Origin of the sequence: Paraburkholderia sp. GV068 (assembly GCF_003058125.1) — a bacterium.
GTDB classification, from domain to species: domain Bacteria; phylum Pseudomonadota; class Gammaproteobacteria; order Burkholderiales; family Burkholderiaceae; genus Paraburkholderia; species Paraburkholderia graminis.
The window spans coordinates 54,297-69,013 of record NZ_QBUB01000015.1 but is presented as its reverse complement, the minus strand read 5'-3'; the positions used below and the strand labels follow the sequence as shown (position 1 = coordinate 69,013).

The 14,717-nt window shown below is 64.2% G+C and carries 10 protein-coding genes; 6 read left to right on the top strand and 4 right to left on the bottom strand.

Features of this window, described 5'->3' with window-relative positions; all coding sequences use genetic code 11:
• Window positions 1-30: 30 nt before the first annotated feature.
• A complete protein-coding gene (gene garD / locus C8K18_RS26250; protein WP_053860243.1) occupies window positions 31-1,620 on the bottom strand; it encodes a galactarate dehydratase in 1,590 nt (529 codons plus the stop codon).
• Window positions 1,621-1,837: 217 nt separating this feature from the next.
• Between garD and kdgD the strand changes: the two genes are divergently transcribed.
• The 3 genes from kdgD to C8K18_RS26235 all read left to right on the top strand — a co-directional run bounded on the left by kdgD (window position 1,838) and on the right by C8K18_RS26235 (window position 5,191).
• The gene (gene kdgD / locus C8K18_RS26245; protein ID WP_006052338.1) at window positions 1,838-2,755 is read left to right on the top strand and encodes a 5-dehydro-4-deoxyglucarate dehydratase; all 918 of its coding nucleotides are present in this window, start codon (window positions 1,838-1,840) and stop codon (window positions 2,753-2,755) included.
• Window positions 2,756-2,931: 176 nt separating this feature from the next.
• Window positions 2,932-4,281 (top strand): MFS transporter, encoded by a 1,350-nt coding sequence (locus tag C8K18_RS26240; RefSeq protein WP_006052339.1) that lies wholly within the window; start codon window positions 2,932-2,934, stop codon window positions 4,279-4,281.
• 166 nt (window positions 4,282-4,447) lie between these two features.
• Window positions 4,448-5,191: a FadR/GntR family transcriptional regulator gene (locus C8K18_RS26235; RefSeq protein WP_006052340.1), complete on the top strand. Its 744-nt coding sequence runs from the start codon at window positions 4,448-4,450 to the stop codon at window positions 5,189-5,191.
• 116 nt (window positions 5,192-5,307) lie between these two features.
• On the opposite strand, the gene C8K18_RS26230 is transcribed toward C8K18_RS26235, so the two are convergent.
• The gene (locus tag C8K18_RS26230; protein WP_107710386.1) at window positions 5,308-6,915 is read right to left on the bottom strand and encodes an aldehyde dehydrogenase (NADP(+)); all 1,608 of its coding nucleotides are present in this window, start codon (window positions 6,913-6,915) and stop codon (window positions 5,308-5,310) included.
• A gap of 237 nt (window positions 6,916-7,152) precedes the next feature.
• Between C8K18_RS26230 and garL the strand changes: the two genes are divergently transcribed.
• From garL to C8K18_RS26215, 3 genes are all read left to right on the top strand, one after another.
• Complete coding sequence (gene garL, locus C8K18_RS26225) at window positions 7,153-7,959, top strand: 2-dehydro-3-deoxyglucarate aldolase (protein ID WP_107710388.1); 807 nt, start codon at window positions 7,153-7,155, stop codon at window positions 7,957-7,959.
• 33 nt (window positions 7,960-7,992) lie between these two features.
• Entirely contained in the window at window positions 7,993-8,907 is a 915-nt protein-coding gene (locus C8K18_RS26220; RefSeq protein ID WP_107710391.1) for a 2-hydroxy-3-oxopropionate reductase, read from the top strand.
• 307 nt (window positions 8,908-9,214) lie between these two features.
• Window positions 9,215-11,128: a glycoside hydrolase family 28 protein gene (locus C8K18_RS26215; RefSeq protein ID WP_258196201.1), complete on the top strand. Its 1,914-nt coding sequence runs from the start codon at window positions 9,215-9,217 to the stop codon at window positions 11,126-11,128.
• A gap of 112 nt (window positions 11,129-11,240) precedes the next feature.
• Here C8K18_RS26215 and ilvD read toward each other — a convergent pair whose 3' ends face one another.
• On the bottom strand, window positions 11,241-13,100 hold the full coding sequence (gene ilvD / locus C8K18_RS26210) for a dihydroxy-acid dehydratase (protein WP_029971773.1): 1,860 nt from the start codon (window positions 13,098-13,100) through the stop codon (window positions 11,241-11,243).
• A gap of 316 nt (window positions 13,101-13,416) precedes the next feature.
• Complete coding sequence (locus C8K18_RS26205) at window positions 13,417-14,715, bottom strand: MFS transporter (RefSeq protein WP_053860241.1); 1,299 nt, start codon at window positions 14,713-14,715, stop codon at window positions 13,417-13,419.
• Between the last annotated feature and the right edge of the window lie 2 nt (window positions 14,716-14,717).

Here is a 14,717-nt window from a genome sequence, read left to right as displayed (position 1 = left end):
GCGAATTTCGCGGCTCGCCAGATGCGGCACTCAGGTCACCGGCGCCGGATTGAACAGCGCCAGCGCATTATGCAGCTTCAGCTTCTCGGCGCAGGTCTTCTTGCGGCCGCTCGCGACGTCGAGCATGAAGCGGAACAGTTCCCAGCCCACCTCTTCGATCGTCGCCGTGCCCGTTGCGATGGTGCCCGCGTTGATGTCCATCAGGTCATGCCAGCGGCGCGCCAGATCGGAACGCGTCGCGACCTTGATGACCGGCACTTCGGCGAGACTGTACGGCGTGCCGCGGCCCGTCGTGAAGACGTGCAGATTGATGCCGGCCGCCAGTTGAAGCGTGCCGCAGATGAAGTCGCTTGCCGGCGTGGCCGCATAAATCAGCCCTTTCTGGCGCACTTTCTCGCCCGGCGACAGCACGCCCGAAATCGCCGAGTTGCCCGACTTGATGATCGAGCCCATCGCCTTTTCGACGATGTTCGACAGCCCGCCCTTCTTGTTGCCTGGCGTGGTGTTCGCGCTGCGGTCCGCGCCGCCGCGCTTCAGATAATCGTCGTACCACTGCATCTCGCGGATGATCGCCTGCGCGACGTCCGCGTTCGCCGCGCGCGCCGTCAGTTGATCGACGCCGTCGCGCACTTCGGTCACTTCGGAGAACATCACGGTCGCGCCCGCGCGCACCAGCAGGTCGGTCGCGAAGCCCACGGCCGGATTCGCGGTGAGGCCGGAAAACGCGTCGCTGCCGCCGCATTGCACGCCGACCACGAGATCCGCGGCGGAACACGTCTCGCGACGCCGGTTGTTGAGCCGCTTCAGATGACCTTCCGCGGTCCTCATGATCGAGTCGATCATCGACTGGAAGCCGACGTGCGATTCGTCCTGCAACACGACGACGTCGCCGTTCTCGTCGGCGCCAAGATCGCCGATGTCCGCGATCTCGCTCGGGTTCTGCGCGGCGGCAATCGGAATCGTGCCGGGCGGCATCAGGCGTTCCGGCTGCAATTTCTCGCAACCGAGGCTCACCATCATCACCTCGCCGCCGAAGTTCGGATTCAGCGCGATGTTGCGCACGGTGCGGATCGGCACCATCGCGTCGGGCGCGTCGATCGCCACGCCGCAGCCGTAGGTGTGGCCGAGGCCGACCACGTCGTCGACATTCGGGTACTTCGGCAACAACTCAGACTTGATGCGCACGACCGCGTGTTCGACCACATCCGCCACGCATTGCACTGTCGTGGTGATCGCCAGAATGTTGCGCGAGCCCACCGAGCCGTCCGCGTTGCGATAGCCCTCGAAGGTGTAGCCCTCGAGCGGCGGCATCTCCGGCGCCTTGATCGTCGCAATGGGCAAGTCTTCGAGTCCCGGCGGACTCGGCATGCGGATCACGTGCTCGTTGATCCAGCTTCCCTTGGGCAGCGCCTTCAGCGCATAGCCGATCACCACGTTATAGCGGATGACCTCGTCGCCCTCGGCCAGATCGGCCAGCGCGACTTTGTGGCCCTGCGGCACGCGCTCGCGCAGCACCAGGCCGTCGGGGAATACGGCGCCCTCACCCAGTCCGCCGTCGTTCACGACGATCGCGACATTGTCATTGGGGTGAACGCGAATGTAGAGCGGTGAAAGTTCCATTGCATCGATCCTTATGGCGATTTACGCCTTCTGCGCCAGCTTATTCATACGTCATCCTACAACATGCGAATCGCGTGGGATGTTCCGTATTTACCCTAACAGCACCATTATGCCGCGAAAACACCGTTGAGTTAGCCGAATTGTTGTTGTACGATGACGTATAAGAAATCTTCATTTCTATTGATCCAACCTACACCGACGCCTGGATACAGACATCATGACGACACCGCAGGAACTCAAGCAGATCGTTTCAGAAGGCCTCCTCTCCTTCCCGGTCACCGACTTCGACGCACAAGGCGAATTCCGCGCCGACACCTTCGCCGAGCGCCTCGAATGGCTCGCTCCGTACGGCGCTTCGGCGCTGTTCGTCGCCGGCGGCACGGGCGAGTTCTTCTCGCTGACGCACAACGACTATTCGAACGTCGTGCGCACCGCAGCCGAAGTCTGCAAGGGCAAGGTGCCGATCCTGGCCGGCGCGGGCGGCCCGACGCGCGTCGCCATCGAGTATGCGAAAGAAGCCGAACGCCACGGCGCAAACGGCATTCTGCTGATGCCGCACTATCTGACGGAAGCCTGCCAGGAAGGCATCGCCGCGCACGCCGAAGAAGTCTGCAAGTCGGTGCCGAACATGGGCGTGATCATTTACAACCGCGCCAATTCGAAGCTTAACGCCGACATGCTCGAGGGTCTCGCCGAGCGCTGCCCGAACCTGATCGGCTTCAAGGACGGCGTGGGCGAGATCGAAAACATGGTGACGATCCGCCGCCGTCTGGGCGACCGCTTCTCGTACCTTGGCGGCCTGCCGACCGCGGAAGTCTACGCCGCGGCCTACAAGGCGCTGGGCGTGCCGGTGTACTCGTCGGCGGTGTTCAACTTCATTCCGAAGACCGCGATGGACTTCTACCGCGCAATCGCCGCGGACGACCACGCGACCGTCGGCAAACTGATCGACGAATTCTTCCTGCCGTACCTGAAGATTCGCAACCGCCGCGCGGGTTACGCGGTGAGCATCGTCAAGGCGGGCGCGAAGCTCGTCGGCCACAGCGCCGGCCCGGTGCGTGCGCCGCTGACCGATCTGACCGAAGAAGAAATGGCGCAACTCGACGCGCTCATCAAGACGCTCGGCCCGCAGTAACGCAGCGCGCGTGGCCGGCGGATCGACTGCCGGCCACGCGGACAACTGCCGCAGATGAGAGCCGCATAGACGGCTGCGCAAGGAGCGCCCGGAGACGACCGCGTCGCCGGGCGTTTTTCGCACATGCGGTCGAGGCCACGAGCCCGCTCTCTTGTACAAGAATTAAGGAGATGACCATGGAAATGAGCCGCACGGCGAGTTCCGCCAACGTCGCAAAGCGCACCAAAGTCCGCTACGCGATCCTGCTTCTTATCTTTGTAATCACCACGTTCAATTACGCAGACCGCGCGACGCTGTCGGTCACCGGCTCGGCGATGCGCGCCGAATTCGGCTTCGACGCGATCCGCATGGGCTACATTTTCTCCGCGTTCAGCTGGGCTTACGTGGCCTCGCAACTGCCGGCCGGCTGGCTGCTGGACCGCTTCGGCGCACGGCGCGTGTACGCCGCGAGCATTTTCTTCTGGTCGCTCTTCACGCTGCTGCAAAGCTCGATCGGCTTGCTCGGCAGCGCGGCCGCCGCGGTGACGGGTCTCTTCGTGTTGCGTTTCGCGATGGGCGCGGCGGAATCGCCGGCCTTTCCGGCCAACGCCAAAGTCGTGGCGAGCTGGTTTCCGACCAAGGAGCGCGGCACCGCATCGGCGATCTTCAACTCGGCGCAATACTTCGCGGCAGTGATCTTCACGCCGCTGATGGCCTGGCTCACGCACGCGTTCGGCTGGCACATGGTGTACGTCGTGATGGGCGTGGCCGGCTTGCTGCTCGCGCTCACCTGGCTTAAGGTGATGAAGCATCCCGCCGACCATCCCGGCGTGTCGGCGTCGGAACTCGAGTACATCGAACAGGGCGGCGGCGTGATCAACGGTCACCAGAAAACCGGTCCCGCCGACGTCGAAAAGGCCGGCGGCTGGTCGCTCGTGCGCCAGTTGCTGACGAACCGGATGCTGGTCGGCGTCTATCTCGCGCAGTACTGCATCAACGTGCTGACGTACTTCTTCCTGACCTGGTTTCCGATCTACCTCGTGCAGGCGCGTCACATGACGATTCTGCAGGCGGGCCTCGTCGCGTCGTTGCCGGCGATCTGCGGATTTTCCGGCGGCGTGCTCGGCGGCATTCTGTCGGACTCGCTGATCCGGCGCGGCCATTCGCTGACCGTCGCGCGCAAGGTGCCGATTGTCGGCGGCATGCTGCTGTCGGTGTCGATCATCGGCTGCAACTACGTTTCCACCGACTGGATCGTCGTCGCGCTGATGTCGCTCGCGTTCTTCGGCAAGGGCATCGGCGCGCTCGGCTGGGCGGTGGTCGCCGATACGTCGCCGAAGGAAGCGCTCGGTTTGTCGGGCGGCATCTTCAACATGTTCGGCAACGTGGCCGGCATCGTCACGCCGATCGTGATCGGCTACCTGGTCGCGCAAAGCGGCTCGTTCAACGGCGCGCTGGTGTTCGTCGGCGCGAACGCGCTGCTGACGGTGTTCAGCTACCTCGTGATCGTGAAGGACATCAAGCGCGTGGAGCTGCGCCCGCGCTAAGCGCGGCGCGAATTGCAGCGCCCGGCTTGGGGCCGCGGCCGCGCGCTGCGGCCCGGCCCTCACCTCCCGCTCAAATTGATCCGGCCTTTCTATAATCAGTCGTCAGACGACGGTATAATGGATCGCAGAAAGTATCTGCAACTATCTGATTCAAGGGGCGTTTTCGATGGCTACACCACTGGCATCCGCGGCACCGCCACGACGCGCTCGTAATCTCGCCGAGCTCGTCGTCAATTACGTCACCGAGCAGATCGCGTCCAACGCGCTGAAACCAGGCGACAAGCTGCCGACCGAATCGCAACTCATGGTCACGCTGAGCGTGAGCCGCACGGTCATTCGCGAGGCGATTTCGCGCCTGCAGGCGGGCAAGGTCATCGAGACGCGGCACGGCATCGGCAGCTTCGTGCTCGAGCCGCAGCGCGAAAAGCTCGGTATCGACATGGTGCCGGCCACCACGCTGCGCGACGTGCTGTGCATCCTCGAATTGCGGATCAGCCTCGAAACGGAATGTGCGGGTCTCGCGGCCCAGCGCGCCAAGCCCGAAGACCTCGCGCGCATGCGCGCCGCGCTCGACGCGATCGAAGCGACGCGCCATAACGGACTCGACAGCGTCGAGGCCGACCTGCAGTTTCATATTTCGGTGGCGCGCGCCACGGGCAACCGCTATTTCGTCGACATCCTCACGCAAATGGGCAGCGCGCTGATTCCGCGCAACCGTCTCGATTCCGCGGGCATTGCGCGCGCCGAGCCGGACGCGTACCTGTCGCTCGTCAATCTGGAGCACGAGAGCATTCTCGAAGCGATCAGCCGCCACGACGCCGACGGCGCGCGCGCGGCCATGCGCATGCATCTGTCGAATAGCCGCGAACGGCTGCGTCGCGCGAACGAAACGTCCGAGGCGAATAGCTGAACGCGCCGGTTTTTCAAGCGCATAGACGTACGACTACGCGCCAACGGTAAAAAGAAAATGGCCGGGGAGTTCACCTCCCCGGCCATTTTTCATTCGATGCCGCCAATCAGGCGCGCTTAGCTGCGCGTGATCTCGCCATCGCGGCGACGCCACAGATTCAGCGGATTGCTGTCAGCCAGCGCCTCGGGCAACAGATCCGCCGGGAAGTCCTGATAGCAGACGGGGCGCAGGAAGCGCTCGATCGCCGTCGTGCCGACCGAGGTCGCGCGGCTGTCGGAGGTCGCCGGGAACGGGCCGCCGTGGACCATCGCGTGGCAGACTTCGACGCCGGTCGGAAAGCCGTTGACCAGCAGACGCCCGGCCTTGCGCTCGAGAATCGGCACGAGCTTCTGGGCCGCGGGCACGTCGGCGGCGTCCATCTGGATCGTGGCCGTCAGTTGGCCGGCGAAGTGCTCGGCAACTTGCAGCAGCTCGGCTTCGTCCTTGCAACGCACGATCGTCGATGCCGGACCGAACACCTCGTCCTCCAGCGCCGGCGTGGCGACGAACGTCTGCGCGTCGGTCACGAACAGTGCGGCGCGCGCCTGGTTCGGGCCCGTTACGTCGGCGCCGCGCGCCACCGTTTCGACGCCGGCGGTCTTGGCCAGCTTGCCCTCGCCTTCCGTGTAGGCGGAGTGGATGCCCGAAGTCAGCATGGTCTGCGCCGGCTTGGCGGCCAGGGCTTCAGAGGCGGTGGCGACGAAGATCTTCAGCGCATCGCTGTCGACGGCAATCGCGAGGCCCGGGTTCGTGCAGAACTGGCCGGCGCCGAGTGCGAGCGAATCGACGAAACCGCGCGCGATGTTCTCGGTGCGCTGCTTGAGCGCGTTCGACAGCAGAAACACCGGGTTGATGCTGCTCATTTCCGCGTAGACCGGAATCGGCTCGGGGCGCGCCGCCGCGACGCGCATCAGCGACAAGCCGCCCGCGCGCGAACCGGTGAAGCCGACTGCCTTGATCGCCGGATGCGCGACGAGCGCCTCGCCGACCGAATTGCCTGCGCCGACGATCAGCGAGAACACGCCTTCCGGCAGGTCCATTTCCGCTGCGACGCGCTGGATCACACGGCCGACCATCTCCGAGGTCCCGAGGTGCGCGCGATGCGCCTTCACCACGACCGGACAGCCGGCTGCGAGCGCCGCGGCCGTGTCGCCGCCGGCCACCGAGAACGCGAGCGGGAAATTGCTGGCGCCGAACACGGCGACCGGTCCCACCGGAATCCTTTGCATGCGCAGATCGGAACGCGGCAGCGGCTTGCGGTCCGGCAGCGGCGAATCGAGCGTCGCGGTAAGCCACTGGCCCGAGCGCACTACTTGCGCAAACAGCTTGAGCTGGCCGGTCGTGCGGCCGCGCTCGCCTTCCAGACGCGCCTTCGGCAAGCCGGATTCCTGCTGCGCGCGCTCGACGAGCGCATCGCCCAACGCCGTGATGCCGTCCGCGATACGTTCGAGGAACTCGGCGCGCACGCTGAGCGGCAGTTGCCGGTACGGATCGAATGCCTTGCCCGCCAGTTCGCAGGCGAGGTTGACGTCGCTAGCCGTGCCGCTGCCGAAAACCGGCTCGGCGATGTCCGTGCCGGTGGTGGGATTGAACGCGTGCAGCGCCTGTTCGGCGCCGCGCACGGCCTTGCGGCCGATCAGCATTTCGCCGGTGATCTGACCGGTGACTTCGCTGGAATGGGACATGTCTCTTTTCCTTGTATTAGAGCGCTAGATATAAGTCATCCTACAACATACGGGTGTGCCGATGCAACCGGAACCGCCTACTCGCACATGGGCTTTCAGCGTCATTCCGGGTTAACGTGACCGTTACAACGGCCGAATCGGGTGCTAATCTGGATAAGATATACGACGACCTATAACGTGCGGTTCAGCCATCGTCGGAACTTAACCCGATCCATTTGCCGTTCGAGGAATACGTTCATGCCAGCCGCGCCCTGCCAGCCTTATCAGTCTCTTCCCAACAGCTTCCGCCACGCCGTGCGCAGCGGTGAAACGCTGGTCGGCTGCTGGGCCTCGCTCGCGAGCCCGATTGTCGCCGAACTGCTCGGCGTGATCGGCTTCGACTGGCTGCTGCTGGACGCCGAACACGCGCCCAACGACGTCCTCACGCTGATCCCGCAACTGATGGCGCTCAAGGACAGCCGCAGCGCGCCGGTCGTGCGCCCGCCGGCCAACGAGAGCGTCGTCATCAAGCGGCTGCTGGACAGCGGCTTTTCCAACTTCCTCGTGCCGTTCGTCGATAACGCCGACGACGCGGCGCGCGCGGTCGCCGCCACGCGCTATCCGCCGCAAGGCGTTCGCGGCGTCTCGGTGGGCCACCGCGGCAACCGCTACGCGACGGTACCCGACTATTTTGACATTGCCAACGACAACGTCTGCGTCATCGTGCAGATAGAGAGCCGTCAGGCCGTGAACTCGATCGACGCGATTCTTGCCGTCGACGGCGTCGATGCGGTATTCGTCGGCCCATCCGACCTCGCGGCCGCGTACGGACATCTCGGCAACGCCGCGCATCCCGACGTGCAGCAGGCGATCGCCCATGTGTTCGAACGCGCGCAGGCCGCGGGCAAACCGAGCGGCATTCTTGCGCCGGTGCAAGCCGACGCCGAACGCTATCTGGCGATGGGCTGCCGCGTCATCGCCGTGTGCGCCGACCTCGGGCTGTTGCGAAACGCCGCGCAGGCCGTCCATCAACACTTCATCAAGAAACCGGCTGGCCAGAGCTAAGCCACGCGCAGCGCAGGCACAAACCAGGCCGCCATGACATCTCTGGAGCATTCCATGCAAAAAGCAGGCTTTATCGGACTCGGCATCATGGGCAAGCCCATGGCCGCGAATCTTCTCAAGAACGGCGTCACGCTCGCCGCCTTCACGCGCAGCGGCGTGCCCGACGATCTCACCAAGGCCGGCGCACAGGCATGCGACAGCCCCGCCGCCGTCGCGGCGCAGGCCGACATCATCTTCATCATGGTGCCGGACACACCGGACGTCGAGCGCGTGCTGTTCGGCGAGAACGGACTGGCGAGCGCGTTGCATGCGGGTCAAACGGTGGTCGACATGAGTTCGATCTCGCCGATGGCCACGCGCGAGTTCGCCGCTCGCGTGCGCGAAACGGGCGCGGATTATCTCGATGCGCCGGTATCGGGCGGCGAAGTCGGCGCGAAGGCCGGGTCGCTCACCATCATGGTCGGCGGCGAGCAGGCCACCTTCGACAGCGTGAAGCCGCTGTTCGACATGATGGGCAAGAACGTCACGCTGATCGGCGCGGTCGGCGCGGGCCAGGTGTGCAAGGTCGCCAATCAGGTGATCGTCGCGGCCACGATCGAGGCGGTCGGCGAAGCGCTGCTGCTCGCGTCGAAAGCGGGCGTGGACCCGGCGCGCGTGCGCGAAGCGTTGATGGGCGGCTTCGCGTCGTCGCGCGTTCTCGAAGTGCACGGCGAACGGATGACGAAGCGCACGTTCGACCCGGGCTTTCGCATCGAACTGCATCAGAAGGATTTGAATCTCGCGCTGTCGACCGCGCAGACGCTCGGCGTTTCGTTGCCGAATACCGCCACCTGTCAGGCACTGTTCAATGCGTGCGTCGCGCACGGCGGCAAGGCATGGGATCACTCGGCGATGGTGCGTGCGCTCGAAGTGCTCGCCAATCACGAGATCGGCCAGCAAACAACCTGATCCATCACGCGCGTTCCGCCGCGCCGCTTCGCCCGTTCGACGTCGATGAATGGGTAAAGCGGCGCGTGTTGCGTTCTGGGCGCGCGCAAACCGACAAATTCCCTTCGTTTCTTTCAATTATTAAGGATGACTGACTTAACAAAAGCAATCGCAATGAACGCCGTACTTTCGAGCATCGACGATTATTTACAACGCCCTGAAGGGCAAGGAGACATTCGTGGCGAGTCACTATAAAAACAGCGGCAAGCGGGCAGCATCGGCGAACGCGGCTCATGCCGAACCTTATTCACCTGGACGCCGGGCGTTCATGGTGTTCGCCGGCACCTCCGCGGGCGCGACGCTGCTCGGCGGTCTGTCCGCGTGCGGCGGCTCGGGCAGTTCGGGCCTCACACCCGAAGATCCGATCTGGGGCAGCTACGGCGCCGCGACGCAGATCGTCGCTTCGCTCGCCGGCATCAAACAGTCGATGTTCCCGTCGCGCGACTTCGTCGTTACGCAATACGGCGCGCAGCCGTGCGCGGTGGTCGCGGCAACCAATCCGTACACAGGCTTGTCGTCGCCCGCGAGCCCCGGCTCCAACCAGACCAACGCGGCGTCTTCATTCGACTCGCGCCCGGCGTTCCTCGCCGCGATTCAGGCAGCCAACGCGGCGGGCGGCGGCCGCGTCGTGGTGCCGTCCGGCAACTGGTATTGCGCGGGTCCGATCGTGCTGCTCAGCAACGTCAATTTTCATTTGAGCGCCAATTGCACGATCTATTTCAGCCCGAATCCCGCCGACTACGCGAAGGACGGACCGGTCAACTGCGGCGCGAATGGCAACCTCTTTTACAGCCGCTGGCAGGCGAATGATTGCCTGAACTTCGGCTCGCCCGTCTACGCGCGCAATCAGTCGAACATCGCGCTGACCGGCGAAGACGCGACCTCGGTGCTGAACGGTCAGGCGATGACGCCGTTCGCCGGCTCGGGCAACACCGCGACGTGCTGGTGGACCTTCAAGGGATCGAATGGGGCCTACGGTTGCGTGAGTTCGTCGACGCCCTCGCAGGTCTACAAGAATCCGAGCAACGTGGATCTGCGAACTGTTGCGCCCGGCATTTCCGACGCGCTCTACACACAGTTGACGAGTCCGACGACGCCCTGGCAAGAGGACCAGAACTACTTGCCCGCGCTCTCGGAAGCGGGCGTGCCGATTGCGAAGCGCATCTTCGGCCTCGGTCACTATCTGCGCCCATGCATGGTCGAGTTCATCGGCTGCACGAATGTGCTGATGGAAAACTACGCCACGAACAACACGCCGTTCTGGCAGCATCATCCGACCGATTGCAAGAACGTCGTGATTCGCGGCGTGACGACCAACAGCATCGGTCCGAATAACGACGGCTTCGATCCCGACGCGTGCGACAACGTGCTGTGCGACGGCGTGACCTTCAACACGGGCGACGACTGCATCGCGATCAAGTCGGGCAAGGATCTCGATACGCAATACGGTCCCGCGCAAAATCACGTGATCCAGAACTGCACGATGAATAGCGGCCACGGCGGCATTACGCTCGGCAGCGAAATGGGCGGCGGCGTGCAGAACATTTACGCGCGCAATCTCCAGATGCTGAATCAGAACTGGGCGACCAATCCGCTCAATATCGCGATCCGCATCAAGACCAATATGAATCGCGGCGGCTTCGTGAAGAACTTCTACGTGGACAAGGTCACGTTGCCGAATGGCGTCGCGCTGAAAGGCGGCGGCTACGGCAGCGCGCTGCTCGCCGGCAGCCCGATCAACGGCACGGTGCCGCTTGGCGTGGTGACTGCGACTGCGGCCAATCCGTCCGCGGCTCAGGGCGGCCTGATTACATTCGACTGCGATTATCAGCCGGCCAACGACGCAATCAGAACGCGGCCGGCAGTGGTGCAGAACGTCAACATCTCGAACGTGCAGGCGAGCAACGTCACGCTCAACGGCGTCACGGCTTCGTGTTTTCAGGCGATCGTCGCGCAAGGCCCCGTCGCATTCGACTACAACGGACCGACGCCCGCGCCGACCGTTCCGCCGATCACCGGCGTGACGATCTCGAACTGCAATCTCGGCACTGCCGTTTGCGCGGGACCGGCCAACGCCACCACGCCGGGGCCGATCTATGCGTACAACGTCAACGGCATTGCGTTGAAGAACGTCGTGATCGGAGGGACGACGTACAACACGAACGTGGTCGATCAGCGGTAAGCAGCGAACACGGCGGAGTTGCTGCTGCGCCGCGTTGTGAAAAAAAACCGCTCGGGAGAGCGGTTTTTCTACGGTTTTTATTGCTAACAGCGCATGACGCGCTGAGCAAAAATCAATCTTCCAGCAACGACAGATCGCGCACCGCGCCCTTGTCGGCCGACATCACCAGCTTCGCGTAAGCCTTGAGCGCCGCCGACACCCGGCGCGGACGCGCCTTCGCCGGCTTCCATCCCTTCGCGTTCTGCTCCTCGCGGCGGCTTGCCAGCTCCGCGTCGGACAGCAGCACGTCGATCGTGCGGTTCGGAATGTCGATGCGGATCTTGTCGCCGTCGCGCACGAGGCCGATCGCGCCGCCCGCCGCCGCTTCCGGCGAACAGTGGCCGATCGACAGCCCCGACGTGCCGCCCGAGAAGCGGCCGTCCGTCAGCAGCGCGCAGGCTTTGCCGAGACCTTGCGACTTGATGTAGCTCGTCGGGTAAAGCATTTCCTGCATGCCCGGCCCGCCCTTCGGACCTTCGTAACGGACGATCACCACGTCGCCCGCCTTCACCTTGCCCGCGAGAATGTTCTCGACCGCTTCGTCCTGCGATTCGGTGACGTGCGCGGTGCCTTCGAACACCAGAATGCTTTCGTCGACGCCGGCGGTTTTCACCACGCAGCCGTCGAGCGCGATGTTGCCGGTCAGCACCGCAAGGCCGCCTTCCTTCGAGAACGCGTGCTCGTACGAACGGATGCAGCCTTCGGCGCGATCCAGATCGAGACTCGGCCAGCGGGTGTTCTGGCTGAACGCCACCTGCGTCGGCACGCCTGCGGGACCGGCCATGTAGAAAGTCCGGACCGCTTCGTCGTCAGTGCGAACGATGTCCCACTGATCGAGCGCGTCTTTCAGCGTCGGCGCGTGGACCGTGGGCACGTCGGTGTGCAGCTTGCCCGCGCGATCCAGCTCGCCGAGGATCGCCATGATGCCGCCCGCGCGATGCACGTCTTCGATGTGGTACTTGTTGGTGTTGGGCGCCACCTTGCACAGTTGCGGAACGACGCGCGACAGGCGGTCGATGTCGGTCATCGTGAAGTCGATCTCGGCTTCACGCGCGATGGCCAGCAAATGCAGAATCGTGTTGGTCGAGCCGCCCATCGCGATGTCGAGCGTCATCGCGTTTTCGAACGCCTTGAAGCCGACCGCGCGCGGCAGCACGCTCGCCTTTTCCTCTTCGTAATACTCGCGGGCCAGTCCGACGATGCGACGGCCCGCGCGCTTGAAGAGCTGCTCGCGGTCCGCGTGCGTGGCGACCACCGTGCCGTTGCCCGGCAGGGAAAGACCGAGCGCCTCGGTGAGGCAGTTCATCGAATTGGCCGTGAACATGCCCGAGCACGAGCCGCACGTCGGACATGCGGAACGCTCGACTTCGGCGACGTCGGCGTCGGAATACGCCTTGTCGGCGGCGATCACCATTGCATCCACGAGATCGAGCTTCTTGAATTCGATGGTGCCGGTCTTCGGATTGGCGAGGCGCGTCTTGCCCGCTTCCATCGGGCCGCCCGACACGAAGATCACCGGAATGTTCAGGCGCATCGCGGCCATCAGCATGCCAGGCGTGATCTTGTCGCAGTTGGAGATGCACACCATCGCGTCGGCGCAGTGCGCGTTGACCATGTATTCCACCGAATCCGCGATGATGTCGCGGCTCGGCAGCGAATACAGCATGCCGTCGTGGCCCATCGCGATGCCGTCGTCGACGGCGATGGTGTTGAATTCCTTGGCGACGCCGCCGGCGGCCTCGATCTCGCGCGCGACGAGCTGACCGAGATCTTTCAGGTGCACATGGCCGGGCACGAACTGCGTGAACGAATTGACGACCGCGATGATCGGCTTCGAGAAGTCTTCGTCTTTCATGCCGGTGGCGCGCCACAGCGAGCGCGCGCCCGCCATGTTGCGGCCGGCGGTGGATGTTTTGGAACGGTATGCGGGCATCGTGGTTGTTGAATGAATATCGCTTGAAAGAAGCGGGCCAAGGGAGTGACGGCCCCTCGAGCGCCCGTGCGAACAACCTCGTGAGCCGCGCCGCGGGCAAAACGCGCAATTATCCCACAGGGTCCGGCGGTGTGCGGGTCGCAAGTGCGGCTGGGCGGCGTTCGCGGCGAGGCTTGCGGCGGTGTGCAACGGACTGACCCGTGAACGAAAACGGCGCCCGCAGGCGCCGCTTTCGCTGGACGTCAGCGCCGCGTGATGCCGGCGCGCACGCTTCGTCGAATGTGTTCGTCGAATCTTCGTCGAATATCTGCGTCGATTACTTGGCCGGCACCGCGCCATTCGCCTGCGACCAGCGCGGCTCAGGCGTCTTGTCCGCGCTCTTCGCGAGCAGGCACACCACGCCGGCCGCGATGATGTCGAACACCGCGAGCACCACGAAGAGCGGGCTGTAGCCGACCTGCGTCACGAGCACGCCGAACAGCGCCGTGAAAGCCGCCGCGCCGAGATAGCCGGCCATGCCGCCCATGCCGGTGGCCGTCGCGACTTCGTTCTTGCCGAACATATCCGACGTGATCGCGTACAACGCGCCCGACAGCGTCTGGTGCGCAAAGCCGCCCACGCACAACAGCGCAACGGCCACATACGGACTCGCAACGAGGCCCACGCACGCCGGCCCGATCATGCACAGCGCGCCGACCACGAACACCATCTTGCGCGACGTGAACAGCGAAACCTTCGCGTACTTGTGAAACAGCGGGCTCAGATAACCGCCGAGCACGCAGCCGATATCCGCGGCGAGGAACGGCATCCACGCATACAGCGCGATTTCCTTCAGGTTCATGTGACGCTCGGTCATCATGTAAAGCGGAATCCACGCGTTGAAGGTCTGCCATGCCGGCTCGGACAAAATGCGCGGAATGCCGATCGCCCAGAAGTCGCGGCTTTTCATCATCGCGAACCAGTTGCGCTTGGGCGCGCCATCGTCGCTATGCTTCGCTTCCTGACCGCTCAGGATGTAGTCGCGCTCCGCGTCGCCGAGCAGCTTCTGCTTGCGCGGATGCTTGTACAGCACCATCCACACGGCGCTCCACACAATCCCCGCCACGCCGACGATCACGAACGCCAGTTGCCACTGCCCATGCAACAGCGCCCAGACCACGAGCGGCGGCGCGAGCAGTGCACCGATCGACGAACCGATGTTGAACCAGCCGATCGCCACCGAACGCTCCTTGGCCGGAAACCATTCGCTCGTGGCTTTCACGCCGGCCGGAATGCCCGCCGCCTCGGCAATGCCGAGCAGGCCGCGGAAGAAAGCGAGGCTGCGCCATCCCGTCGACCACGCTGCCGCCGCACAGGCGAGCGACCAGGCCAGCGCGAACGCCGCGAAGCCGATCTTGGTGCCGACCGTATCGAGCAGAAAGCCCGCGACCGGCTGCATGAACGCATAGCAAAGCTGCCATGCGACCACGACGTGAGCATATTGCTCAGTCGTGATGTGCAGGTCTTTCATCAGCGTCGGCGCGGCCACCGACAACGTATTGCGCGCCAGATAATTGATGATGAGCCCGGCTGCGACCAGACTGACCATCCACCAGCGGATGCCCTTGATCTTCATTG